Here is a 23,474-nt window from a genome sequence, read left to right as displayed (position 1 = left end):
TCAGCCGTGACGGCTCAGCATGCCGGCGCCGGCAGCGGCCGGCTTGTCCCAGACTCCTGTCCTGGCGCCGGGCGATGACGGCGGCGGTAGGCGGCCGGGGTCTGGCCGGTGCTGCGCTTGAGCGCGCGGGTCAGCGCGCTCTGGTCGGCATAGCCGCTGTCCTGGGCCAGGTCGGCGATCGGCCGGTTGCCATGCGCCAGTTGCCGGCGCACCCAGTCCAGCCGCCGTGCCGCCACCCAGTCCTGCGGCGTGCGTCCGAACGCAGCGCGGAACAGCGCGTGCAGGCGACTCGGACTCAGGTGCGCCACCTGCGCCATGCGCCGCACCGGCCAGTCCTGGCCGGGCGCGGCCTCGATGCGTCGGCACAGCGCCTGCAGCCGCTGCCAGCCGCGCGGCGCGGTGTCCGCCTGCAGCCAGGCCAGCACGGCAGCGCCGGCCTGGGCATGGGCAATGGCGAGGTCGGGATGCGGCGCCTGCGCGGCGAGCAGATCCTGCAAGGGCGGGGGCAGGTCGAGGAAGGGCTGCCGCCGCAGACGCTCCAGCGCAGCGTCGCCGAAGGCATCGGCGGCGCAATCGACGACCAGGAAGCGGTTGGCGTCCAGCGCGCACTGCGCATGCCGGGTCTGCGGTGCGACCACCGCGGCGCGGAAACGGTCCAGATAGCCGCCGCGGCCGTCCACCTCCAGTTCCATCGACCCGTGCAACGGCAGCACCAACTGCACGTGGTCGTGCTGATGGGCGGCGCCGTCGCGGCCGTAGCTGCGCAGGCTCAGGGGTGGGGCGGGGGACATGCCCGTTACGCTAGCGCGCGGGCGGTGGCGGGGGAAGGGCGGGGATTGGGGATTGGGGATTGGGGATTTTCCGCGAGTGCGCGGCATGTGTGGCGCTCCTGACAGAAAAAGTCGGGACTCTGCGTATTCGTTGCTTGCACCGATAGACGCTACCGGTAAAGCCCGTCGGGGCTGAAGCCCCTCCCACAGTGCAATCGCAATCACCTAGTACTCGCGGGAAAATCCCCAATCCCCAATCCCGGCTTTTGGTGGCTTCGGCCGCAACGCCTTACCGACAAAAGCGGCACGGCTAACGCTGGCCGTGCAGGAAGCGGCCGCGCATGCGGCCATCCTGTGGGAGGGACTTCAGTCCCGACGCGATAGCGCCGAACGACGCGGCTTATGTTCTGGCACGCGGTGCGCGGCCGATGCGCGGCCTTCCTCCAGGACGTTGCCGTCGCTGGAGGCATGGCACACGCGCTTGGTCAGCTGCCCTGGCTAACGCTCCAGGTATCGCGCAGCGTCACGCTGCGGTTGAACACCGGCGCGTCGGCGCGGTGGTCGTAGCGGTCGGCGACGAAATAGCCGGTGCGCTCGAACTGGAATGCCTGCTCCGGCGCGGCCTGGGCGGCGGCGGGTTCGACGTAGCCGCGCACGCTGCGCTTGGAGTCGGGATTGAGGTAATCGCGGTAGGTCTTGCCCTCGGACTCGTCGTCGGGCTTCTCTACCGAGAACAGGCGGTCGTACAGGCGGATCTCCGCCTCCACCGCGTGCGCGGCGCTGACCCAGTGGATGGTGCCCTTGACCTTGCGGTTGGCGCCTTCCATGCCCGGGCGCGATTCCGGGTCGAGCCAGCCGCGCAGTTCCACGATCTCGCCGGCGTCGTTCTTGATCACTTCGTCGACGCGGGCGATGCCGGCGCCGCGCAGGCGCACTTCGCCGCCCGGCACCAGCCGCTTCCAGCCCTTGGGCGGGACTTCGGCGAAGTCCTCGCGCTCGATCCACAGCTCGCGCGAGAACGGCACTTCGCGCGTGCCGAAGCCCTCGTCCTTGGGATGGTTGGAGAACGTTAGCGTTTCGCTGTGGCCCTCGGGCAGGTTGCTCAGCACCAGCTTCAGCGGCTCGATCACCGCCATGCGCCGCGCGGCATGCGCGTCCAGGTCTTCGCGCAGGCAGCCTTCCAGCACCGAGAAGTCGATCACCGAGTTCTGCTTGCTGATGCCGACGCGGTCGACCAGCAGGCGCAGCGCGGCCGGCGTGTAGCCGCGGCGGCGCAGGCCCTGCAGGGTGTACATGCGCGGGTCGTCCCAGCCGTCGACCAGGCCCTCGGCGACGAGCTGGGTCAGCTTGCGCTTGCTCATCACCGTGTAGTTGATGTTGAGCCGCGAGAACTCGATCTGCCTCGGCTTGGCCGCCTCGCGCGGCAGGCCCTTGTCCAGCAGCGGCTGCAGCAGTTCCGGGTGGCCGGCCAGGTCGACCTTGTCCACGCACCAGTCGTACAGCGGGCGGTGGTCCTCGAACTCCAGCGTGCACAGCGAGTGGGTGATGCCTTCCACGGCATCGCCCAGCGAATGCGCGAAGTCGTACATCGGGTAGATCGGCCAGGCGTTGCCGGTGTTCTGGTGTTCGACGTGCTTGATCCGGTACAGCGCCGGGTCGCGCAGGTTGATGTTGCCGCTGCTCATGTCGATCTTGGCGCGCAGGGTGCGCGCACCGTCCGGGAACTCGCCGGCGCGCATGCGCCGGAACAGGTCCAGGTTCTCCTCGACGCTGCGGGTGCGGTATGGCGAGTCGCGGCCCGGTTCGGTGAGGGTGCCGCGATATTCGCGCACCTGCTCGGCGGAGAGGTCGCAGACGAAGGCGTGGCCGTCGCGGATCAGCTTCTCGGCGGCCAGGTAGTACACCTCGAAATAGTCCGAGGCATGGCGCAGTTCGGCCCAGTCGAAGCCCAGCCAGCGCACGTCGTCCTGGATCGCGGCGACGAATTCGGGATCTTCCTTGGCCGGGTTGGTGTCGTCGAAGCGCAGGTTGCAGCGCCCGCCGAACTCGGCGGCGATGCCGAAGTCCAGGCAGATCGCCTTGGCGTGGCCGATGTGCAGATAGCCGTTGGGCTCGGGCGGGAAGCGGGTGCGGATGGCCGTGTGCTTGCCGCTGGCCAGGTCCTCGCGGACGATCTGGCGGATGAAGTCTTTCTTCTCGGCCGGGGCGGAGGCGTCGGTGGCGGGGGTGTCGGACATGCGCGTCAGCGAATAAGTAAAGCGCAAGTTTAGCCGAGCTGGCCGGCGGCCGCCCCGGCGCGTAGGCTGCGGCTTGGCCCAGCTGCGAGATCCCGCCATGTCCTTGTCCTGCTTCGTCGGCGCTCGATCCCGCCGCGCATGGCTGCAACGCGTCTGGCGCGCCCACCCCGCCGATGTCGGCGCCCGCGGCTGAGGGCCGACCATGCAGATCGCCTACCGCGCCCAGCACCTGATCGATGCGCACCTGGCCAAGCACGCGCTGGAGGACGCCGGCATCACCGCCTTCGTGTTCGGCGAGGCCCTGCTCGGCGGCGCCGGCGAACTGCCGTTCGGCGTGGTCCAGGTCTGCGTGGCCGACGAATTGCTGGAAAAGGCCCAGGAAGTGCTGATGGCATTGGGCCTGGGTGGCCAGGTGACGCGGGCGATGTAGGTGTGGGGCGGGGATTGGGGAGTCGGGATTGGGGATTGGCAAAAGCGGGGCTGCCGTTGCGAATCCCCAATCCCTAATCCCTAATCTCCAATCCCGGCCGTCGACCACCCCGGCGGCACGGCATCCGCCACGGCCAGCGCACGCAGGCGCTTGAACAGCACCACGGTCTCGGCCACGTTCCAGACCCGCAGAGCCACTTCGAAGGTGTCCAGCGGCTTGGTCAGGAAATCCTTGGCGCCCAGGCCGAGGGCGCGGTGGCGGGCGCTGCGGCTGGGGTCGGCGGTGAGCACGATCACCGGCAGGAAGCTGGACGGGCCGGCCAGCCGCGCCAGTTGCTCCAGGATCGCGTAGCCGTCCAGCTCCGGCATCATCAGGTCGAGCAGGATCAGGTCCGGCGCGAATGCGGCGACCAGGCCCAGCACCCGCTGCGGGTCGGTGGTCGCCACCACCTGGCGGAAGCCTTCGCGCTGCAGCAGTTCCTCCAGCAGGCGGACGTTGGCTGGTTCGTCGTCGACGATCAGGATGCGCGCGGCGAGGACATCGTTGCGGGTCATGCGAGGTGTCGGTCCAGAACGGAGAAGAAGTCGGCCACGTCCAGCGGCTTGGTCAGGTAGGCGCGCACGGGATCGCCCTGCACGCGGGCCAGCGTGGTCGCGGTGGCATCGGCGCTGATCACCACTACCGGGATGGCTGAGGTGTGAGGCTGCGCGCGCAGCGCCTGCAGCAGTTCCTCGCCGTTGCCGTCGCTCAGGTGCAGGTCGAGCAGGATCAGGTCCGGCGTGGCCTGCTGCAGATGCGCGTGCGCCTGCGCCAGGCTGGCGGCCTCGTGCAGGCGCCAGTGCGGGCGGCGTTCGACCAGGGTACGGATCAGCGCCTGGTTGGAGGGGTTGTCTTCCACGCTCAGCAACTGGCGCCGGGCCGCGCCCGTCGTCGTCGTCGCCACCGCCTGGTCCGGCTGCGCCGCTGCCTGCGGCCGATCCAGCGGCAGCGCGATGGTGAACCGCGATCCGTCCGGGCCGCTGTCCACGGCGATGCGCCCGCCCATCGCCTCGGTCAGGCGCTTGCTCAGCGCCAGGCCCAGGCCGGTGCCCTCGATCGCCGAGCGCTCGGCGCCGAGCCGCTCGAACGGCGTGAACAATCGTTCCACCTGCGCCGGCGTCAGGCCGTGGCCCTGGTCGTGCACGGTCAGGGCCAGGGACTGGCCTTCGGGCACGGCGCTCACCCACACCGCGCCGCCCGGGCGGTTGAACTTGATCGCGTTGGACAGCAGGTTGATCAACACCTGGCGCAGCCGCTGCGGATCGGCGCGCACGGTCCACTCCGGCGGCAGTTGCGGTGGCCGCAGCACGATGCCGCGCGCCTGCGCTTCCGGCGCGACCAGCCCCAGCGCCTCTTCCAGCGCGGTGCGCACCGGCACCGGGCGAGGGCTCAGGTCGAGCTGGTCGGCCTCAATGCGGGCGATGTCCAGCAGTTCGGTGATCAGCCCCAACAGGTGCCGGCCGGCGCCGAGGATGTGCTGCAGGTGGTCGCGCTGCGCCGCGCCCGGCAGGTCCATCTCCAGCACCTGCGCATAGCCGAGGATGGCGTTGAGCGGGGTGCGCAGTTCGTGGCTGCTGCGCGAGAGGAATTCGGTCTTGGCGCGGTTGGCGCTCTCGGCCTCGCGGCGCGCCGACTGCGCTTCCTCGGCGCGCGCGGCGAGCAGGGTGCTGGCCTGCTGCAGGCGTTGCGCGACCTGGCCCAGTTCGTCGCCGGCCGGCGGCTGTGGCGTCAGCGGTCGGCCGTCGCCGAGGCGGTCGGCATTGGCCGAGAGCTGGCGCAGGCGCCGCGACAGCGACGAGGCGAACCAGGCCACCGCGAGCACCGCGCCGAGCCCACCCAGCATCGCCGCGCACAGGGTGATCAGCAGGTTGCGCTGGCGCAGCGCCTGCGCCTTGGCGGTACGCACCTGCAGTTGCGCGGTCTCGTAGTTGCGCAGCTCGCGCAGTTCCGCGCGCAGGATGTCGAGGGTGACCTTGCCCTCGCGCAGTTGGCGGATCTCTTCCTCGCGGCTCAGGTCCGGCGCCAGCAGCCGCCGCCAGCCCTGCATCTTCTCCTCGAACAGCGGCTGGATGCGGGCGAAGCGCTGCGCCTGCCGCGGATCGGTGATGCGCTGCGACAGGTGCTGCACCACGGTCTTCAGCCGCGGCTCGGCGTCGCGGTACGGGGTCAGGAACGCATCCTGGCGCACCAGCCGATAGCCGCGCACGCCGGCGGCGGTCTCGGCCAGCAGCGCATGCGCCTCGTGCAAATCGCTGAGCAACTGCAAGGTGCGGCGCACGTCGTTCTCGGCGGCGATGTTCTGCCGCTCCACGCTGTAGATCGCCACCAGCGCCGCCACCAGCAGCAACAGCGGCAGCGCCACCAGCGCCAGGCTCTTGCGGGTCAGCGGCCAGTCGTTCCAGCGCCGCGCCAGCGCCCTCACAGCGCCACCCCCGCCTGCACCGCGACCACCGCGGCCTGGGTGCGGTCGGCCACCTGCAGCTTGTGCAGGATGCGCTCGACGTGGACCTTGGCGGTGCCGGCGCTGATGCCCAGCTCGGCGCCGAGCGCGGCATTGGTGAGGCCGCGCGACAGCAGCGCCAGCACCTGCCGCTCGCGCGCGCTGAGCACGGCCAGACGATCGGCCTGCGCCGGTTTGCGCCGCCGCGGCGGACGCGGCGGTTCGGCCGCCAGTGGCGCCAGCAGCGCGGCGATCGCGGACAGGGCCTGCACGTCTTCCGGCGCCGGGACGGTGTGGGCGTCCCAGCCCAGACACAGCGTGCCCAGCGGCACGCCCAGCGCGGCGATCGGCAGGCACAGCTCGCCGGCCTCGGCGGCGGCATGGCCGCGCAGGCGCCAGGCCTGAGCGGGGGCCTCGATAGTGACGCTGGCGCCCGGCGGCAACGCATCGCCCTGGCTGGCCAGCACCAGGCAGCGGGTGCCGCGCACCGCCAGCACCGCGGCGTGCGGGGCCGCCACCAGGGCACTGGCCGGCACGAGTGCGTGCGCGGCGGCCTGCGCGGCATCGCCGGCCTCGCGCAGCGCGGCCGCGGCGGCAGCCACCGCCTGCCAGCGCGCGGCGTCGGCAGCGTCGCGGCGCAGTGCCTCACGCCACTGGCCTGCATTGGAGGAAGGGTGCACGGGCGCGTCTCCGATATGCCGAACGGCATATTCGAGGATATGCCGCCCAGCGGATGTTCCGCAAGCCGCCGCTGCCAATACTCGCTTCGCCCCGAGACGGCATCCCCTCAGCACACGGAGACTTCCCATGCGTCGCATCCTGTTCGCCCTGGCACTGGGCCTGACCACCACCTCCACCGCGCTGGCCGCGCCGGCGATGCACTACGACGGCCAGCCGGCGACACCGGCCAGCAGTGCCGAGCGCGAGATCGCCGGCCTGTTCGACCGCTGGAACGCGGCGCTGGCCACCGGCAACCCGCAGCGCGTGGCCGACCTGTACGCCCGCGACGGCGTGCTGCTGCCCACGGTGTCCAACCAGGTGCGCGCCAGCCGCGCCGAGATCGAGGACTACTTCAGCCACTTCCTCGCCGCCAAGCCGCGCGGTGCCATCAACTATCGCCAGGTGCGGCTGCTCGACGACGACAGCGCGGTCGACGCCGGCGTCTACACCTTCACCCTGAACAATCCCGACGGCAGCACCCGCCAAGTGCAGGCGCGCTACACCTTCGTGTACGAAAAGCGCGACGGGCGCTGGCTGATCATCAACCACCATAGCTCGGCGATGCCCGAGCCGGTCGCCGCCGCGACGGCCAGCGCCGCCGTGAAGTGAGCGTCGCGGCTGGTGCCGCCGCGTTGGTGCGGCGCACTTGAAAGCGGACTCCGGCAGCGCCATCCACAAGGCATCGCCGTCGTTGCCAGGAGTCCGTGCCATGTTGGGAATCGGTGCCTTCAAGCAGCGCCTGCCGCGCCCGGGCGAGAGCCTGCCGGGACGCGCGCAGCCGCTGCCGCTGCACAACCGCCACTTCGTCAACGGCCATCCGTTGCGCGATGCCTTCGCCGGCCTGGAGCAGGTGCAGTTCGGCCTGGGCTGCTTCTGGGGCGCCGAACGCAAGTTCTGGTCGCTGCCGGGCGTGTTCAGCACCGCGGTCGGCTACGCCGGCGGCGAGACGCCCAATGCCACCTATCGCGAGGTCTGCTCGGGCCAGACCGGCCACACCGAGGCGGTGCTGGTGGCGTTCGACCCGCAGGCCGTGCGCTTCGAGCAGTTGCTGCAGACCTTCTGGGAAAGCCACGACCCGACCCAGGGCATGCGCCAGGGCAACGACACCGGCACCCAGTACCGCTCGGCGATCTACTGCACCACCCAGGCCCAGCACGAGGCCGCGCTGGCCAGCCGCGATGCCTACCAGCAGCGCCTGGACGCCGCCGGCTACGGCCCCATCACCACCGAGATCCGCTTCCCGGCGCCGCCGTTCTACTACGCCGAGGACGAACACCAGCAGTATCTGGCCAAGAACCCGGGCGGCTACTGCGGCCTGGGCGGGACCGGGGTGAGTTGTCCGATCGGGCTGGAGGCCTGAGCGAGCGCATCTGCGCATGGTGTGCGCAGGATGCTGTCGCCATCGAGGGTCACGGCGACCGCGGGTGACGTATGGCCGCGAGCCCGTTACTTCGCGGCTCGCGAATCGCGCGTGCTCGCGGCGGCCGGCCGCAGCCGCGCCGCATAGCCGGAAAGCTGCAGCGCCTTGCGCGGCGACAGGTCGGCCTTGAGGCGCTCGATCGCCGCGTCGCCGTCGCGGCTGCTGCCGAGCGCGTAGTCAGTGCGTGCCAGTTCCAGCGTCGCGCGCTGGCGGACCGTCAGGTTGCCGAAGGGATCGAAGAAGGAATCCACCCGTGTGCGGTCCTGCACGCCGGTCCAGCCGAACGCCAGTTCGACCGGCGTGTCCTCGGCGAGCCGTGCGTAGCGCCGCCGCGCCTCGGCCGGTGCGATGCGGCCGCTCAGCAGTGCCAGGCGCGTCTGCAACAGCGCCGTTTCGGCGGCTGGCGCGTCGGCCGCGTAGGCATCCAGGACGCGGTCCATCCACGCCCAATCGATGTTGCCGGTGTCGGCCTGGGTGCCGAGCAGGTTGAAGGCGAGGATCGCGGCGCGCTGCGTCGCGGTGGTGGCGCGCGCGACCGCGTCTGCGGTGGGGCGCCCCAGCGTCGACGGCTGCACCAGCGCGATCGCCGGGTCGTGCGCGAGGATCGCTTCCAGGTCCGGCTTGTGGAAATAGCCGACCACGACCAGCACGGTCTTGCCCGGGTGCGCCAGCGCCGCTGCGCGGATGCGCTGGGCCTGCAGGAAGGTGCGGTACAGGTACAGGCGTCGCGGCAGGTCCTGGTCGGCACGGGCCGCCGGCGTCTGCGCCCACTTCTGCACCACGGCCACGTTCTCGGCCGCATCCGCCGCGAAGAAGTCGCGCTGCAGGGCGGCCTTGTCGGGGAACGACAGGAAGCCCTGGAAGCCCTGTTCGCGGCGCAGTTCCAGCGGGGTGTCCAGGTCTACGCCGAAGCCGAGCCTGGCGTCCTCCACCGGCGGCATCCAGTCGATCGGACAGAGGGCGACCGGATGCGCCGCGGCGTACGGCAGGATCACGCCCTGCACCTCGTAGGTGTACTCGTAATAGTCGCCGCGCGCCGCCTGCTCCGGCGGTCGCTCGAGACAGATCGCATCCGGCGCGAGGTGCTCCAGGAACGCGGCAAGCACGCCCGGCTGGTCGCGCTCGGAGACCAGTTGCGCGGCGTGCTCCACGCCCAGGATCGCGACCCGGGTCGGTGCCGGCGTGGCGGCCATGCCGCTGGCACTGGCGGCAGCCAGCGTCAGCGAAAAAAAACAACGCGCCATCCATCCGCGCATGCACTCTCTCCTGTCCAAGCGGTGGAAGCACCCTGCCGGCGCGCTGCTGTGCGTGACCGCCGTTACATCACGCCCGCCGCGGATCGACCGCGACGCCGCGCGCAGCCGCCGATGGCGGATTGCAGGGCGTGGCGACAAGTGTAGTCATGGCGTGCCGCCGCCGTCTGCATGACAGGTGGCACTGGTCGCGCTAGACGAACTCGGCCGCGAACATCTGCCGCATCTGCGTGATCTGCTCCTCGCGTTCGGGGTGCAGCAGGCGCAGGCATTCCTCGGCGAAGCTGACCGGGCTGGTGCCCGGTGCGGTGATCAGGCCGCCGGCGCTGACAACGCGGCGTTCCTGGTAATGCGCGCTGCCGGCATAGACGCCGGCGTGCTCGCGCAGGAAGACTTCGGAGTTGCTTGTGTGCGGGCGGGTATCGAGCAGGCCCGCGTAGGCCAGCGCCAGGGTCGCGCCGCAGATCGCCGCCACGCCGCGGCCGGCCTCCAGGCGCTGCTGCAGCAATGCGCTCAGTCCGGGAATCTCGCCGGCCTGCCAGCGGTCGCTGCCGGGCAGCAGCCACAGGTCGGCGTCCAGTGGCGCCAGGTCCGACAGCGCATGGGTGGGGTGCAGGTCGAGTCCGCCGATCGAGGTGATGGGCTTGCCGTCGATGCTGGCGATCTGGAGCGTATCGCCGAACCAGGCCCGCGCCGCCGGCAGGATGGTGCCGATCTCCCAGTCCGCCACGCCGTCCACCATCACCACTGTGATCGTTGCCATTGCCTTGCCTCTGCACTCGGGCGCGCAGCATAGCCCGGGAAAAGTTGCGGCCGCGCCAACGGGGTGTCGAAAGCGCCGCAGGTGATATGTGCCGCACCTACGTCTATTTTCGGCGTTCGTTGGGGCGTGCACCTTCGCGCTCGCGCAGTGCGACCGCGTGCAGACGTCATCGAATCGATCGGGAGACGGCAGCGAGACGGGGACTCGCTCTTCCCGATTCCCCAGTCCCGTTTCCCTATTCCCGGCACCCAAGCGCAGCATCACCGCGCTTGGGGTGCAGGCAACACTCAGCCGACCAGCTTCTGCCGGATCGTGTCGCGCAGGGTCTGCAGGTCCTTGGCGAAGGTGTCGATGCCGCCGGCCAGCTTCTCGGTGGCCATCGGATCGGCCGCCAGGTCGGCGGCGAAGCGCTTGGCGTCGATCGGCTCGATCTTGGCGCCGTCGGCCTGGCCGGGCGAGAGCTTGCGCGGCAGCGGGCCGTGGTCGGCGTCGAGCTTCTCCAGCAGGTCCGGCGAGATGGTCAGGCGGTCGCAGCCGGCCAGCGCCTCGATCTGCGCGGTGGAACGGAACGAGGCGCCCATGACCACGGTCGCCGAACCGCGCCGCTTGAACTCGTCGTACACGCCGCGCACGAACTGCACGCCCGGGTCTTCGTCGATGGTCGCCGGGGTCTGGCCCTTGGCCACGTACCAGTCGAGGATGCGGCCGACGAAGGGCGAGATCAGGAACACACCGGCCTCGGCGCAGGCCAGGGCCTGGGTGCGGTTGAAGATCAGGGTCAGGTTGCAGTCGATGCCGTCCTTCTGCAGCTGCCGCGCGGCCTCGATGCCTTCCCAGGTCGCGGCGACCTTGATCAGGATCCGGTCCTTGGGGATGCCGCGCTCGGCGTACATGGCGATGAACTTGTGCGCCTTGGCGATGGTGGCGGCGGTGTCGTGGGCCAGGTCGGCGTCCACTTCGGTGGACACGCGGCCGGGCACCAGCGCGCTGAGCTTGGCGCCGACGCCGATGGTCAGGCGGTCGGCGATCTCGTCGACCAGGGCGGCGTGGTCGCCGTCCTGGCCGCGCGCCCAGGCCAGCGCCTCGTCGATCAGGTCGGCATAGACCGGCAGGTCCAGCGCCTTCTTCACCAGGGTCGGGTTGGTGGTGCAGTCCACCGGCTTGAGCCGCTTGATCGCGTCGTAGTCGCCGGTATCGGCCACGACCACGGACAACTCGCGCAACTGGGCGAGCTTGGAGGGGGCGGAAGAGGTCATCGGTATCTCTCGGGAACGAGTGGGAACAAGGATAGGGCCGCGCACGTTAACGCGCTGCGCGCGCGTTGTCGTCGTCGGCGCGCTGCACCGCGGTCACGCGCAGGCGCAGCGGGCGTCCGCCGGGCGCCTGCCAGTCGATCGACTGGCCCACGGCCAGGCCGAGCAGGGCGCTGCCGACCGGGGCCAGCACCGAGATGCGCGCATGCGCGGCATCGGCTTCGTGCGGATAGACCAGGGTCAGCTGGTGGCGTTCGCCGTGCAGTTCGTCTTCGCATTCCACACGCGTATGCATGGCGACGATGCCGGGAGGAAGTTGCTCCGGCGCCACGACGGTGGCGCGGTCGAGCTCTGCGCCCAGCGCGAGCGCGGCCGGGTGCTGGTGCAAGGCAGGGGAATCGAGCAGGGCTTCCAGGCGCGCGAAATCGCGGCTGGAGACGATCAACGAGGGCGGCAGGCCGCTGTGGTGTTGCGAGGTCATGGACAGACTCCGTTTGGATGGCACAACGCACGGGGGCGGCACCGTGCCGCCCCCTGTTGCCATTGTGCAAGCAAGCCGGCGCCGATGCGACGCCGTGGCCGGGTCTGCCCCGCTCAGGCCACCTGGCGCGGCGCCTGGTTTGGCAGCGGCGCCTGCGCCGGCAGAGTGAACAGCTCTTCGGGCAGCGCGCCGAACAGGTGCGCCAGTTGCTGCAGGAATGCGCCCATCGCCGAGCTGCGCCGCCACAGCATGGCGATGCGCCGGCTCGGCCCGCCGTCGGCCGCGAACGCCAGCAGCCGCAGGTTGGGCGGGTTGGCCACCGGCGGCTGCACCGCCAGCAGCGGCAACAGGGTCACGCCGACGTTGGCGGCGACCATCTGCCGCAGCGTCTCCAGGCTGGTGGCCTGGAACTCGGCCTTTTCCAGCGCGCCGGACAGATGGCACACGTCCAGCGCCTGGTCGCGCAGGCAGTGCCCGTCCTCGAGCAGCAGCAGGCGCTGCGCGTGCAGTTCCTCCAGGGTCAGCGGGGTCGGCCGCCGCGCCAGCGGATGCTGCTCGGGCACCGCCAGCACGAACGGTTCCTCGAACAGGAATTCGGCGTGCAACTGCTCGTCGTGCAGCGGCAGCGCCAGCAGCGCCGCGTCCAGCCGGCCTTCGCGCAGGCGGGTCAGCAGCACGTCGCTCTTCTCTTCGATCAGCAGCAGTTCCAGCTGCGGGAAGCGCTCGCGGATGCGCGGGATCACGTGCGGCAGCAGGTACGGACCCAGCGTGGGAAAGATGCCCAGGCGCACGGTGCCGGCTTCCGGATCCTGGCTGCGCCGCGCCGCCTCCTTCATCTGCTCGATCTCGGCGACGATGCCGCGCGCGCGGCTGGCGGCCTCGCGCCCGGCCGGGGTCAGCATGACCTTGCGCGGGGCGCGTTCGACCAGCGGTACGCCCAGTTCGTCCTCGAGTTTCTTGATCTGCGTGGACAGCGTCGGCTGGCTGACGAAGCAGGCCGCGGCGGCGCGCCCGAAATGCTTGTGATCGGCCAGCGCCACCAGGTATTTCAGATCACGCAGGTTCATCGACGGGGTCCTCGGGACGCAGCGGCGGGAGGTGTCGCAGGGTCACAGCATAGAGCGTCTGGCGCAGATGGCGGCGAGACAGATGGCGTGCGCGGTGCAGGCCGCGCGCGCCCTGTCCCGCGCCGACAGTGCGGCGCGGGATGGGGGCGTATCAGGCCGCTTCGGCGACGCTGCCGCTGGCGACCGGGGCGCTGTGGCGGATCAGGTGGTCGAACGCGCTCAGCGCCGCCTTGGAGCCTTCGCCCATGGCGATGATGATCTGCTTGTACGGCACCGTGGTCGCATCGCCGGCGGCGAACACGCCCGGCAGCGAGGTCTGGCCGCGGTCGTCGACCACGATCTCGCCGCGCGGCGACAGCGCCACCGTGCCCTGCAGCCATTCGGTGTTCGGCAGCAGCCCGATCTGCACGAAGATGCCTTCCAGCGCCACGCGATGCACATCGCCGCCGACGCGGTCCTTGTAGACCAGGCCGGTGACCTTCTGGCCGTCGCCCAGCACCTCGGTGCTCTGCGCGTTGACCAGGATGTCGACGTTGCCCAGGCTGCGCAGCTTGCGCTGCAGGACTTCGTCGGCGCGCAGCTTGCTGTCGAACTCGACCAGGGTGACGTGGCTGACGATGCCGGCCAGGTCGATCGCCGCTTCCACGCCGGAGTTGCCGCCGCCGATCACCGCCACGCGCTTGCCCTTGAACAGCGGGCCGTCGCAGTGCGGGCAGTAGGCCACGCCCTTGTTGCGGTACTGGTCTTCGCCGGGCACGTTCATCTGCCGCCAGCGCGCGCCGGTGGACAGGATCACCGTGCGGCTCTTCAGCGAGGCGCCGTTGGCCAGCTTGACCTCGACCAGGCCGTCGGCGCCGGCCGGCACCAACTGTTCGGCACGTTGCAGGTTCATGATGTCCACGTCGTACTGGCGCACGTGCTGCTCCAGCGCCGCGGCCATCTTCGGGCCTTCGGTCTCCTGCACGGAGATGAAGTTCTCGATCGCCATGGTGTCCAGCACCTGACCGCCGAAGCGCTCGGCCGCCACGCCGGTGCGGATGCCCTTGCGCGCGGCGTAGATCGCCGCGGCCGCGCCGGCCGGGCCGCCGCCGACCACCAGCACATCGAACGGCGCCTTGGCCGCGATCGCCGCCGCATCGCGCTTGGCCGCGCCGGTGTCGAGCCTGGCCACGATCTGCTCCAGGGTCATGCGGCCCTGGTCGAACACTTCGCCGTTGAGGTAGACGGTGGGCACCGACATGATCTGCCGCGCCTCGACCTCGTCCTGGAACAGCGCGCCGTCGATCGCCACGTGCTGGATGTTCGGATTCAACACCGCGGCCAGATTCAGCGCCTGCACCACGTCCGGGCAGTTCTGGCAGGACAGCGAGAAATAGGTTTCGAAGCGGTACTCGCCGGGCAGGTTGCGCACCTGCTCGATGAGCTCGGCGGTGGCCTTGGACGGATGGCCGCCGACCTGCAGCAGCGCCAGCACCAGCGAGGTGAACTCGTGGCCCATCGGCAGGCCGGCGAAGCGCAGGTGGATGTCATGGCCCGGGCTGTTCAGCGCGAACGACGGGGTGCGCTCGCCGCTGTCGCGGTGCACGTCCAGGGTGATCCTGTCCGACAGCAGCACCAGATCCTCGAGCAGGTCGAGCATCTCGCGCGACTTGGCGCCATCGTCCACCGACGCGGTGATGTGGATGGGCCGGACGACCCGCTCCAGGTAGGCCTTCAACTGGGTTTTCAGATCGGCATCCAACATGGCGGACTCCTGACGTTGGGCAAAGCGAGGGGGAGGCGAGCTGCCGGAGCAGCGCGCCGCGAACAATGGGAGGAGGGATGAACCGCAGCCGGCGCCGGCGCGCGATGCCGGCTGCGGTTCACCCCCACCCCCGCCGCGAGGCGGAGATGGGAGCGCGGGCGGCTTAGATCTTGCCGACCAGGTCCAGCGACGGCTTCAGGGTCTTCTCGCCTTCCTTCCACTTGGCCGGGCACACCTCGCCCGGGTGGGCGGCGACGAACTGCGCGGCCTTGAGCTTGCGCAGGGTCTCGGTGACGTCGCGGGCGATGGCGTTGTCGTGGATCTCGAGGGTCTTGATCACGCCTTCCGGGTTGATCACGAAGGTGCCGCGCAGGGCCAGGCCTTCTTCCTCGATGTGCACGCCGAAGGCGCGGGTCAGCTGGTGGGTCGGGTCGCCGACCAGCGGGAACTGGGCCTTGCCCACCGCCGGCGAGGTCTCGTGCCACACCTTGTGCGAGAAATGGGTGTCGGTGGTGACGATGTAGACCTCGGCGCCGATCTTCTGGAACTCGGCGTAATGCTCGGCGGCGTCTTCCACTTCGGTCGGGCAGTTGAAGGTGAAGGCGGCCGGCATGAAGATCAGCACCGACCACTTGCCCTTCAGGTCCGCGTCGGTGACTTCGATGAATTCGCCGTTGCGGTAGGCGTTGGCCTTGAACGGCTGGACCTGGGTGTTGATCAAAGACGACATGGAGTTTCCTCGTGGTTGCAATAGGGGCGGGGGATGGAACGAGGCTCATGATAGGGGGCGCCGATAGATCCCTCAAATCGATTGATGGAATTGAATAGATAGGTTTCCTCTATCGATTCCCAAGCCTGGCTCTTTGCTGCACTGCCGCGCGATGGCGCCAGCCGCCCATGGCGCATAGGCGTGGTGTCCTTCTACCACGTTGGCTTTTCCAGGCTCGCTGCGTCATCGTGACAGCGATGAATGCGCCCACCCCCGAGTCCCTGCTGCGCGCGGCCTGCACCCAGGTCGAGCGCGGCGACGCCGAAGCCCTGCTGCTGCACGCCCTGCAACGCGACCGCGCGTGGCTGTTCGCCCATGCCCGCGAGCCGCTGCCCGGCGATGTGGTCGCCGGGTTCCAGGCCTTGCTGGCGCGGCGTGCGCAGGGCGAGCCGGTGGCCTACCTGACCGGCCGGCGCGGCTTCTGGACCCTGGACCTGGCGGTCGGGCCGGCCACGTTGATCCCGCGCGCGGACACCGAGCGGCTGGTGGAGCTGGCGCTGGAGCGGCTGGATGGGGCGCCGGGCCGGCGTGTCGCCGACCTCGGCACCGGCAGCGGTGCCATCGCCCTGGCCCTGGCCAGCGAGCGCCCGCAGGCGCAGGTGACGGCCACCGACCTCAGCGCAGCCGCCCTGGCGGTGGCGCAGGCCAATGCGCAGGCGCACGGCCTGGGCAACGTCGCCTTCGTCCACGGTGCCTGGCTGGCGCCGCTGGCCGGCCAGCGCTTCGACCTGATCGCCAGCAACCCGCCGTACATCGCCGATGGCGATCCGCACCTGCAGCAGGGCGACCTGCGCTACGAACCGGCCAGCGCGCTGGCGTCCGGCCCGGACGGCCTGGACGATATGCGCCGGATCGTCGCCGCGGCACCGGCGCATCTGCTGCCCGGCGGCTGGCTGCTGCTGGAACACGGCTGGGACCAGGGCGTGGCGGTGCGCGCACTGCTGGACGCGGCCGGCTTCGCGCAAGTGGCGACCCACCAAGATCTGGAAGCGCGCGAACGGGTCACGCTGGGGCAGTGGCCGACCAGTTGAGCGACAGGGTCTGTGGGGCGCGCGACCGTTGCCGATGGCGGGCACGCGATGCGCGCCGTGCCGGGAAGCGCCCCCGCGCTGCGCCGAGCGGTCGTGTCGACTCGCCCCAGGCTCCCAGGGAGCGCGGTGCATTCGTCTGCGAGTCCAGGCCACGCGCTGGGTAGAATCGGGGGTTTCCCTGCAGGAGGCGCCATGCGCACGCTGTATCCCGAGATCGAGCCGTTCGACAGCGGCATGTTGCCGGTGGACGCACGGCATACCCTGTCCTACGAACAGTGCGGCAATCCGCACGGCAAGCCGGTGGTGCTGCTGCATGGTGGTCCGGGCGGCGGCTGCAACGCCAAGATGCGCCGCTTCCACGATCCGGCCAAGTACCGCATCGTGCTGTTCGACCAGCGCGGTTCCGGCCGCTCCACGCCGCATGCCGACCTGGTCGACAACACCACCTGGGACCTGGTCGCCGACATCGAGCGGTTGCGCACGCACCTGGGCATCGATCGCTGGCAGGTGTTTGGCGGCAGTTGGGGCTCGACCCTGGCGCTGGCCTACGCGCAGACGCATCCGCAGCGCGTCACCGAACTGGTGCTGCGCGGCATCTTCATGCTGCGTCGCTGGGAGCTGGAGTGGTTCTACCAGGAAGGCGCCAGCCGCCTGTTCCCGGACGCGTGGGAGCACTACGTCGCGGCGATCCCGCCGGTGGAGCGTGCCGACCTGATCTCCGCCTTCCACCGGCGCCTGACCAGCGACGACGAGGCCACCCGCCTGGCCGCGGCCAAGGCCTGGAGCGTGTGGGAGGGTGCCACCAGCTTCCTGCACGTGGATGCCGATTTCGTCGACAGCCACGAAGATCCGCACTTCGCGCTGGCGTTCGCGCGCATCGAGAACCACTACTTCGTCAATGGCGGCTTCTTCGAGGTCGAGGACCAGTTGCTGCGCGACGCGCACCGCATCGCCGACATCCCCGGGGTGATCGTGCATGGCCGCTACGACGTGGTCTGCCCGCTGGCCAATGCCTGGGACCTGGCCAAGGCCTGGCCGAAGGTGTCGCTGCAGATCACGCCGGCGTCCGGCCACTCGGCGTTCGAGGCCGAGAACGTCGACGCGCTGGTGCGCGCCACCGACGGCTTCGCCGCCTGAGCCCGGGGCCGCGCGTGCCGCGGGGAGCTTGCGCTGGGCCGGCCGCCTTGGCCTGCCGGGCGCCGACGCGCTAGGGCTGCAGCGCGTCGGCGTGCGCCGCCAGTGGCATGCCGGGCGGCGGCGCATCCAGTCGCGCGTGTTCGGTCTGTTCGGTCCACACCACGAACGATTCCAGCACGTTGTGGCCGAAGGTGTTGCTGATCGCCACGTCGGCGGCATCGCGGCCGCGTGCGATCAGCACCCGGCCGATGCGCGGCAGGTTGTGGCGCGCATCGAAGGTGTACCAGCGGCCGTCGAGGAAGGCCTCGAACCAGCCGGAGAAATCCATCGGTGCGTCCGAAGCGGGCACGCCGATGTCGCCGAGATAGCCGGTGCAATAGCGTGCCGGGATGTTCATGCAGCGGCACAGGGCGATCGCCGCATGGGCGAAATCGCGGCACACCCCGCGGCCCTCCTGCAGCGCCTGCGCCGCGCTCTTGGTGGAGCGCGCATGCGCGTAGCCGAAGGCGATCTGCGCGTGCACGTAGTCGCAGATCGCCTGCACCCGCGCCCAACCGGTCGGCGCGCTGCCGAACAGGTCCCAGGCCATGCCGCTGAGCAGGTCGGTCTCGCAATAGCGGCTGCCGAGCAGGTACACCAGGGCATCGTCGGGCAACTGCTCCACCGGCGTCTGCGCCGCGTCGTAGCGGTACTGGTCCGGCAGCCCGCTGTCGCGCACCACCGCATCGGCACGCAGGGTCAGCGTGCCGGCGGGCGCGTGCAGGCGCGTGCAGCGGTTGCCGAAGCTGTCGCGATAGGTATGCAACGGCACTGCCGGCACGCTGTGCAAGGCGGTGGCGGCGACGATGTCCTCGCGCCGGCTGTCGTGGATGTCCAGCATCGCCAGCATCGGCGTCGCCTGCGCGAAACGGTAGCGGATCTCGTAGCCGAGGCGGATGAGCATGGGGAGTCCGGTGCGGGGCGGGGTGCCGGCGCGGACCGGTCAAGCCTGAGGGTGCGCAGGACGCGCTCAGCTTGGTGTGAAGGCCGGTGGCCGCCGCTTCAGCATGCTGAGCGGCGCGGCGCCCAGTGCCTGTCGAACGGCCGTCGTGGCGATCGCAGCGTGGTGGAGCGAGGGGGCGACTGCACTGGGTACGCATCGTGGCGGCGGCGCTGCCCGGCGCGAACGGCATGGGGGCGGGCGGCGGTCGACGCTCGGGGGCCGCGCAGTGCAAGGCGAGGTGACGTCAGCGGCGTCGTGCTGGGCCTCGCAGGTTGCAACGTCGGCACCTGGCGTAGACTGCGCTGCCGCACGCTGCCTGCCCGACGCCGCATGATCCCGCTGTTGACCCTGGGCGAGACGCTGGACGCCTTTGCCGCCTGCAACGACGAGGGCCACGTACACGAGGCGTTCGGCTGGGTACATGCCACCGGCGAGGATCCGCTGCAGGCGCGCTTCTGGTTGCCGCCCGACGAAGCCACTGCCTTCGGTGACGATGGCGCACCGCCCGCGGCGGCGCGCGCGCTGGGCCTGGCGCCCTACCTGGAACCGGCGACGTTCGCCGATGTGCTCGACGTGCAGAAGCGGCAAGGCCCGCTGTCGACGCTGCAGGACTACGCGCAGGCGTTGGCCCACTACGCCGAGTACGACGCGTTCCTGCAGGTCGAGGGCGTGGACGAGGCCCTCGGCGAGGCGGACGAAAGCGCATGGCAGCAGGCGCGCGCGGCGGGTGTCGGTACAGGCATCTTTGCCTCGTTCGACCTGGTGCTGTCGCGCTGTCCGCCCGACCGCGTCAAGCCGGTGGCGCAGCGGATCGCACGCCTGCTGGACTGGCCGATCGGCCAGGCGCTGGCCGCCTGCCGCGCTGGGCCGCTGACGCTGGGCGAGGCACTGGACCGTCGCCGTGCCGCGGCGATCGCGGCCGATTTCGCTGGGCTCGGCGTTCCGCTGCAGGTGCAGGGCTACAAGGCGTTTCCGTGGATGCCGGTGCCGACGCTGGCATAGTGCATCGTCTCTGCTGCGCATTGCCGTGTCATCGGCGGTGCAGCGGATTCACCAGCTCCCGGCCAGCAGCGCTTCCGTCAACACATGCAGCTTGGCCGAGCGCTGTCGTGACGGCGGATAGATCATCGACAGCGTGCGGCTGCGGCCTTCGAATGCCTGCAGCACACGTTGCAGGCGTCCGTCGGCCAATGCATCGGCCACTGCGAAATCCATCACCTGCACGATGCCCATGCCGGCGATGGCGCCTTCCACCAGCGGATCGCCGTGGTCGAACACCATCCGTGCCGGCGGCGCGAATCCGCAGCGTTGCCCGTCCTGCAGGAATTGCCAGTTCACCAGGCGCCCGCTGCGCGGATTGCGGATCGCCAGGCAGGCGTGATCGCGCAGCGTCTCGAGATCGGCGGGCGCGCCGCGTGCGGCCAGGTAGGCGGGACTGGCGACGGTCACCCAGCGTAGCGGCCGCAGCGGCCGTGCGACGATGCGCCTGTCGGCGATGGGGCCGGTGCGCAGTGCCGCGTCGAAGCCTTCCTCGACCAGATCGACCAGGCGGTCGCTGAGCACGGTCTCCACGCGCAGCTGCGGATACCGCGCCAGCAATGGGGCCAGCAGCGGCACCAGCACCTTGCGGCCGAACATCGACGGCGCGCTGATCCTGAGCGTGCCGGACGGCGTGCAGGAGCGGTCCGCCAGTTGCCGCTCGGCCTCGTCCAGGCCGCCCAGCAGCGGCGCAACCTGCTCGACGAACTGGCGCCCGTCCGGGGTCAGCCCGACGTTGCGGGTCGTGCGTTGCAGCAGCTTGACCCCCAGTGTCGCTTCCAGCCTGCCGATCGCGCGGGACAGGCCCGATTGACTGACGCCGAGTTGGCCGGCGGCGACAGTGAAACTGCGCGCTTCGGCCACGCGCACCAGCATGCGCACCGCGTTGAGATCCATGCCTTTGCTATTCATGCAAAAAAGCATGACACATATGAAGAAAACAGGATTTATCGTTGATTTCGCATCAATGAGACTGACGGCTCCTCCCCATGTCCCGATGCCGATGCACTCTGTTTCCCATCCGCGCAGGGCGTTAGCGCTGCTCGCCATCGCGCAACTGCTGATCGCCCTGGACGCCACCATCATCTTCGTCGCCCTGCACGACATGGGCCGGGCGCTGCAGATCGACGCGCAGCGCCTGCAATGGGTGGTCAGCGCCTACACCGTGGCGTTCGGCGGTTGCCTGCTGCTCGGCGGCCGCGCAGCCGATCTGTTGGGGCGGCGCCGCTTCTACCGGCTGGGCATGCTGTTGTTCGCGCTGGCCTCGTTGCTGGGCGCGCTGGCACCCGACGCAGCGCTGCTGATCGCCGCGCGGGCCGCGCAAGGCGTGGGCGCGGCATTGTTGTTTCCGGCGACGCTGGCCTTGATCAACACCCTCTATGCCGAGGGCGCGGCGCGCAATCGCGCGTTGGCGATCTGGAGCACGGCCAGCGCGGTGGGGCTGGCGCTGGGCACCTTGCTGGGCGGCGCGCTGACGCAGGCTTTCGGGTGGCCGGCGGTACTGGCGGTCATCGTGCCGCCGGCCATCGCCTGCGCGGCGGCGGCAGGGCGGTGGTTGCCGGCCGACGGCCTGCGCGCGCATGGCCGCACCTTCGACCTGGCCGGATGCGCCACCGTGACCGCCGGCGGCAGCCTGCTGGTCGCCACCCTGGTGCAGGGTCCGGAATGGGGCTGGAGCGCACCGGCCACGCTGTGCTGCCTGCTGGCATCGGCGCTGCTGCTGGCGGGGTTCGTATGGATCGAGCAACGCAGTCGCGATCCGCTGATGCGCTTGGCGCTGCTGCGTCTTCCCGGTCTGCGCGCCGTGCTGGGCCTGACCTTCGCTTTCATGAGCAGCTACGGCGTCCAGTACTACTTCCTGGCGCTGTACTTTCAGGACGGCTATGGCTGGAGTCCGCTGCAGGCCGGGATGGCGTTCCTGCCGCCGACGCTGGTCTGCGCCTTCGGCATCCGCATCGCCGAGCGCTTGCTGCAGCGGCGTTCGCCGCGGCAGGTGCTTGCCTGGGGATTTACCGCGGGCGCGCTGGGCATCGCCGCAGCGACCGCCGCCTTGCCGCATGGCGCGGGCTATTGGCCGTTGCTGCCGGGCATTGTCCTGCTCAGTGTGGGGCAGGGCATGAGCTGGACAGCGATGTGGGTGGTGGCCGGACAGGGCGTGCCGGCGCCGCAGCAGGGCGTGGCCTCGGGCATGGCCGCCACGGCGCAGCAGATCGGCGGCGCCGTGGGCCTGGCGGTGCTGGTGATGGTGGCCAATGCGGCGCGCGGCGCGCAACCGGCCGCCAGTGCGGCGGCGCTGCACGGGTTGGTGCAGGCGCAGTACGGCGCGGCCCTGTTCGCGCTCCTCGGCGTGGCCATCGCGTTGTGCCTGCGCTGCCCGCACGGCGAGTGCGGTGCAGCGCCCCGCCTGTCGCGCGAGGCATGACCGATCGGCCGGGTCTGCCTCCGCCTCGGCTCAGCCCAACGCCAGCAGCTGCGGCTGCAGCGCGCTGAAGATCCGCGCCAGGCGCTGCGCCCAGGCCTGCTGGCCGGCGGCGTCGGCGATCAGGTCCTGGCGGATCTCCAGTTCCACGTGCGGCAGGCCGCGGCCTTCGCCGTGCACGGGGACCGCGTAGTCGCTGCTGTCGCTGACCGCGTACGGCGCGTTGTCGCCGACCAGCAGGTCGTCTTCCTCGCGCAGCGCCTGCAGCAGCGCGTGGGCGAAACGCGTGTCGCGGTGGTAGAGCACGCCGGCATGCCAGGGCCGCGGCACGCCGTCCATCACCGGGGTGAAGCTGTGCATCATCACCAGCACGGTGGGGCGGGCGGCGGCGCGGCGTGCGTCCAGTTCGGCGGCGATGCGCGCGTGGTAGGGCGCATGCACGGCGTCGATGCGCTGCTGCCGCTGCGCCGCCGTGAGCCCGGCATTGCCCGGCACCACGGTGTGGTCGCTGACCGGCGGAATCAGCGTCGGCGAGGCCAGTGGGCGATTGCAGTCGATCAGCAGCCGCGAGTAGGTCTGTTCGATCGCCCAGGCGTCGAGCAGCGCGGACAGCGCGCGGGTGGTGCCGGCGATGCCGATGTCCCAGCCGATATGCCGGTCCAGGTGCGCCTGCGCCAGGCCGAGACCGTGCAGCGCGTGCGGGACCGCCTGGCCGGCGTGGTCGGCCAGCAGCACGAACGGCGAAGCGCCGTGCGCGCGGTGGATGCGGAACACCGCCGGGTCGTCGGCGCCCAGCAGCGGCGGCAGATCGGAACGGGGTGCCTCAGCCACGCGGCGTCCCGTCTAGTTCGTGTTCGATCATCCACAGGCCGGCCCACAGCTTCGCGTCCAGTGCGTAGCCTTCGCCCATCTTCTGCACCAGCCACGCGGCGGCGCGCGCGCGCGGCACCGAATGCACGGTGATGTCCTCGCTGGCGTCGCCGCCGCCGTTGCCGACCTTGCGCAGGCCGGTAGCACGCACGAAGGCGATCTTCTCGTTGCTGGCGCCGGCCGAGGTCGGGCCGATCAACAGCACCTCGGCGTGGTCGGCGGTCCAGCCGGTCTCCTCTTCCAGTTCGCGCACCGCCGACACTTCGATCGATTCGCCGGCATCGATGTCGCCGACCAGGCCGGCCGGCATCTCGATGGTGCGCGCCTGCAGCGGCACGCGGAACTGTTCGACGAACAGCACTTCGTCGTCCGGCGTGACCGCCACGATGATCGCGGCCAGGCCGCCGGCGTGCACGCGCTCGGAATACTCCCAGGTGCCGCGCACGACCATGCGCTGGTATTTGCCTTCGTAGACGACGCGGGGCGGGGAATCGTGGCGGGGCATGGGCAGCTCGCAAGATGGCGGAGGAAGAAGGCGCGGTCGCGCGCGGCGCGGTCCGGCGATGCGGTGCAGTGTAGAGCGTGCACTGTGTTTTTTTGATGCGTGCCCT

General features: G+C 70.5%; 23 protein-coding genes. 7 read left to right on the top strand and 16 right to left on the bottom strand.

From position 1 onward, the window contains the following. Nucleotides 1-14 precede the first annotated feature (14 nt). Nucleotides 15-791 carry an AraC family transcriptional regulator gene (locus J7357_RS13265; RefSeq protein WP_209247112.1) on the bottom strand — a complete coding sequence of 259 codons (777 nt, stop codon included), beginning with the start codon at nucleotides 789-791 and terminating at the stop codon, nucleotides 15-17. Between the two features lie 464 nt (nucleotides 792-1,255). Further along, on the bottom strand, nucleotides 1,256-3,007 hold the full coding sequence (locus tag J7357_RS13260) for a glutamine--tRNA ligase/YqeY domain fusion protein (RefSeq protein ID WP_209247110.1): 1,752 nt from the start codon (nucleotides 3,005-3,007) through the stop codon (nucleotides 1,256-1,258). 202 nt (nucleotides 3,008-3,209) lie between these two features. Here J7357_RS13260 and J7357_RS13255 point away from each other — a divergent pair, with 202 nt between their 5' ends. Beyond that, complete coding sequence (locus J7357_RS13255) at nucleotides 3,210-3,437, top strand: DUF2007 domain-containing protein (RefSeq protein ID WP_017915895.1); 228 nt, start codon at nucleotides 3,210-3,212, stop codon at nucleotides 3,435-3,437. A gap of 80 nt (nucleotides 3,438-3,517) precedes the next feature. On the opposite strand, the gene J7357_RS13250 is transcribed toward J7357_RS13255, so the two are convergent. Genes J7357_RS13250 through J7357_RS13240 form a run of 3 tightly spaced genes read right to left on the bottom strand, consistent with a single transcriptional unit; the run spans nucleotide 3,518 to nucleotide 6,596 of the window. Continuing rightward, nucleotides 3,518-3,991, bottom strand: a complete 474-nt coding sequence (locus J7357_RS13250) for a response regulator (protein ID WP_209247109.1) — start codon at nucleotides 3,989-3,991, stop codon at nucleotides 3,518-3,520. Continuing rightward, the gene (locus J7357_RS13245; RefSeq protein WP_209247107.1) at nucleotides 3,988-5,898 is read right to left on the bottom strand and encodes an ATP-binding protein; all 1,911 of its coding nucleotides are present in this window, start codon (nucleotides 5,896-5,898) and stop codon (nucleotides 3,988-3,990) included. Before J7357_RS13245 ends, J7357_RS13250 begins: the two co-directional genes overlap by 4 nt. Then, nucleotides 5,895-6,596 carry a helix-turn-helix transcriptional regulator gene (locus tag J7357_RS13240; protein WP_209247105.1) on the bottom strand — a complete coding sequence of 234 codons (702 nt, stop codon included), beginning with the start codon at nucleotides 6,594-6,596 and terminating at the stop codon, nucleotides 5,895-5,897. Before J7357_RS13240 ends, J7357_RS13245 begins: the two co-directional genes overlap by 4 nt. Before the next feature lie 127 nt (nucleotides 6,597-6,723). Between J7357_RS13240 and J7357_RS13235 the strand changes: the two genes are divergently transcribed. Then, nucleotides 6,724-7,245, top strand: a complete 522-nt coding sequence (locus J7357_RS13235) for an SgcJ/EcaC family oxidoreductase (RefSeq protein WP_209247103.1) — start codon at nucleotides 6,724-6,726, stop codon at nucleotides 7,243-7,245. Between the two features lie 100 nt (nucleotides 7,246-7,345). Then, nucleotides 7,346-7,996, top strand: a complete 651-nt coding sequence (msrA, locus tag J7357_RS13230; RefSeq protein ID WP_209247101.1) for a peptide-methionine (S)-S-oxide reductase MsrA — start codon at nucleotides 7,346-7,348, stop codon at nucleotides 7,994-7,996. 86 nt (nucleotides 7,997-8,082) lie between these two features. Here msrA and J7357_RS13225 read toward each other — a convergent pair whose 3' ends face one another. The 7 genes from J7357_RS13225 to ahpC all read right to left on the bottom strand — a co-directional run bounded on the left by J7357_RS13225 (nucleotide 8,083) and on the right by ahpC (nucleotide 15,347). Beyond that, entirely contained in the window at nucleotides 8,083-9,312 is a 1,230-nt protein-coding gene (locus tag J7357_RS13225) for a hypothetical protein (protein ID WP_244667503.1), read from the bottom strand. Between the two features lie 190 nt (nucleotides 9,313-9,502). Continuing rightward, on the bottom strand, nucleotides 9,503-10,072 hold the full coding sequence (locus tag J7357_RS13220) for a type 1 glutamine amidotransferase family protein (RefSeq protein ID WP_209247099.1): 570 nt from the start codon (nucleotides 10,070-10,072) through the stop codon (nucleotides 9,503-9,505). Nucleotides 10,073-10,359: 287 nt separating this feature from the next. Beyond that, nucleotides 10,360-11,328 carry a transaldolase gene (tal, locus tag J7357_RS13215; RefSeq protein ID WP_209247098.1) on the bottom strand — a complete coding sequence of 323 codons (969 nt, stop codon included), beginning with the start codon at nucleotides 11,326-11,328 and terminating at the stop codon, nucleotides 10,360-10,362. Between the two features lie 46 nt (nucleotides 11,329-11,374). Then, nucleotides 11,375-11,806, bottom strand: a complete 432-nt coding sequence (rnk, locus tag J7357_RS13210; RefSeq protein WP_209247097.1) for a nucleoside diphosphate kinase regulator — start codon at nucleotides 11,804-11,806, stop codon at nucleotides 11,375-11,377. A gap of 113 nt (nucleotides 11,807-11,919) precedes the next feature. Further along, a complete protein-coding gene (locus J7357_RS13205) occupies nucleotides 11,920-12,873 on the bottom strand; it encodes a LysR substrate-binding domain-containing protein (protein ID WP_209247096.1) in 954 nt (317 codons plus the stop codon). Between the two features lie 151 nt (nucleotides 12,874-13,024). Beyond that, nucleotides 13,025-14,617, bottom strand: coding sequence for an alkyl hydroperoxide reductase subunit F (gene ahpF, locus J7357_RS13200; protein WP_209247095.1), 1,593 nt, complete (start codon nucleotides 14,615-14,617; stop codon nucleotides 13,025-13,027). Nucleotides 14,618-14,780: 163 nt separating this feature from the next. Beyond that, entirely contained in the window at nucleotides 14,781-15,347 is a 567-nt protein-coding gene (gene ahpC, locus J7357_RS13195) for an alkyl hydroperoxide reductase subunit C (protein WP_043093067.1), read from the bottom strand. A gap of 236 nt (nucleotides 15,348-15,583) precedes the next feature. Between ahpC and prmC the strand changes: the two genes are divergently transcribed. Further along, complete coding sequence (gene prmC / locus J7357_RS13190; RefSeq protein ID WP_209247094.1) at nucleotides 15,584-16,417, top strand: peptide chain release factor N(5)-glutamine methyltransferase; 834 nt, start codon at nucleotides 15,584-15,586, stop codon at nucleotides 16,415-16,417. Nucleotides 16,418-16,609: 192 nt separating this feature from the next. Continuing rightward, nucleotides 16,610-17,554 (top strand): prolyl aminopeptidase, encoded by a 945-nt coding sequence (gene pip / locus J7357_RS13185; RefSeq protein WP_209247093.1) that lies wholly within the window; start codon nucleotides 16,610-16,612, stop codon nucleotides 17,552-17,554. A 70-nt stretch (nucleotides 17,555-17,624) separates the two neighbouring features. Here the strand turns inward: pip and J7357_RS13180 are convergent, their stop codons facing one another. Further along, nucleotides 17,625-18,497 carry a transglutaminase family protein gene (locus J7357_RS13180; protein ID WP_209247092.1) on the bottom strand — a complete coding sequence of 291 codons (873 nt, stop codon included), beginning with the start codon at nucleotides 18,495-18,497 and terminating at the stop codon, nucleotides 17,625-17,627. Between the two features lie 369 nt (nucleotides 18,498-18,866). Between J7357_RS13180 and J7357_RS13175 the strand changes: the two genes are divergently transcribed. Next, a complete protein-coding gene (locus J7357_RS13175) occupies nucleotides 18,867-19,538 on the top strand; it encodes a hypothetical protein (protein ID WP_209247091.1) in 672 nt (223 codons plus the stop codon). A gap of 48 nt (nucleotides 19,539-19,586) precedes the next feature. Here the strand turns inward: J7357_RS13175 and J7357_RS13170 are convergent, their stop codons facing one another. Next, nucleotides 19,587-20,471 carry a LysR family transcriptional regulator gene (locus J7357_RS13170; protein WP_209247293.1) on the bottom strand — a complete coding sequence of 295 codons (885 nt, stop codon included), beginning with the start codon at nucleotides 20,469-20,471 and terminating at the stop codon, nucleotides 19,587-19,589. 106 nt (nucleotides 20,472-20,577) lie between these two features. Between J7357_RS13170 and J7357_RS13165 the strand changes: the two genes are divergently transcribed. After that, a complete protein-coding gene (locus J7357_RS13165) occupies nucleotides 20,578-21,996 on the top strand; it encodes an MFS transporter (protein WP_209247089.1) in 1,419 nt (472 codons plus the stop codon). 30 nt (nucleotides 21,997-22,026) lie between these two features. On the opposite strand, the gene J7357_RS13160 is transcribed toward J7357_RS13165, so the two are convergent. After that, the gene (locus J7357_RS13160; protein ID WP_209247087.1) at nucleotides 22,027-22,824 is read right to left on the bottom strand and encodes an N-formylglutamate amidohydrolase; all 798 of its coding nucleotides are present in this window, start codon (nucleotides 22,822-22,824) and stop codon (nucleotides 22,027-22,029) included. Further along, nucleotides 22,817-23,368, bottom strand: a complete 552-nt coding sequence (locus J7357_RS13155) for an NUDIX hydrolase (protein WP_019801603.1) — start codon at nucleotides 23,366-23,368, stop codon at nucleotides 22,817-22,819. Before J7357_RS13155 ends, J7357_RS13160 begins: the two co-directional genes overlap by 8 nt. Nucleotides 23,369-23,474 lie beyond the last annotated feature (106 nt).

The organism is Xanthomonas sp. D-109, assembly GCF_017746095.1.
Classification (GTDB): Bacteria; Pseudomonadota; Gammaproteobacteria; order Xanthomonadales; family Xanthomonadaceae; genus Xanthomonas_A; species Xanthomonas_A sacchari.
Note: the sequence above shows the minus strand (reverse complement) of the source record. Positions and strands in the feature narration are given on the sequence as shown.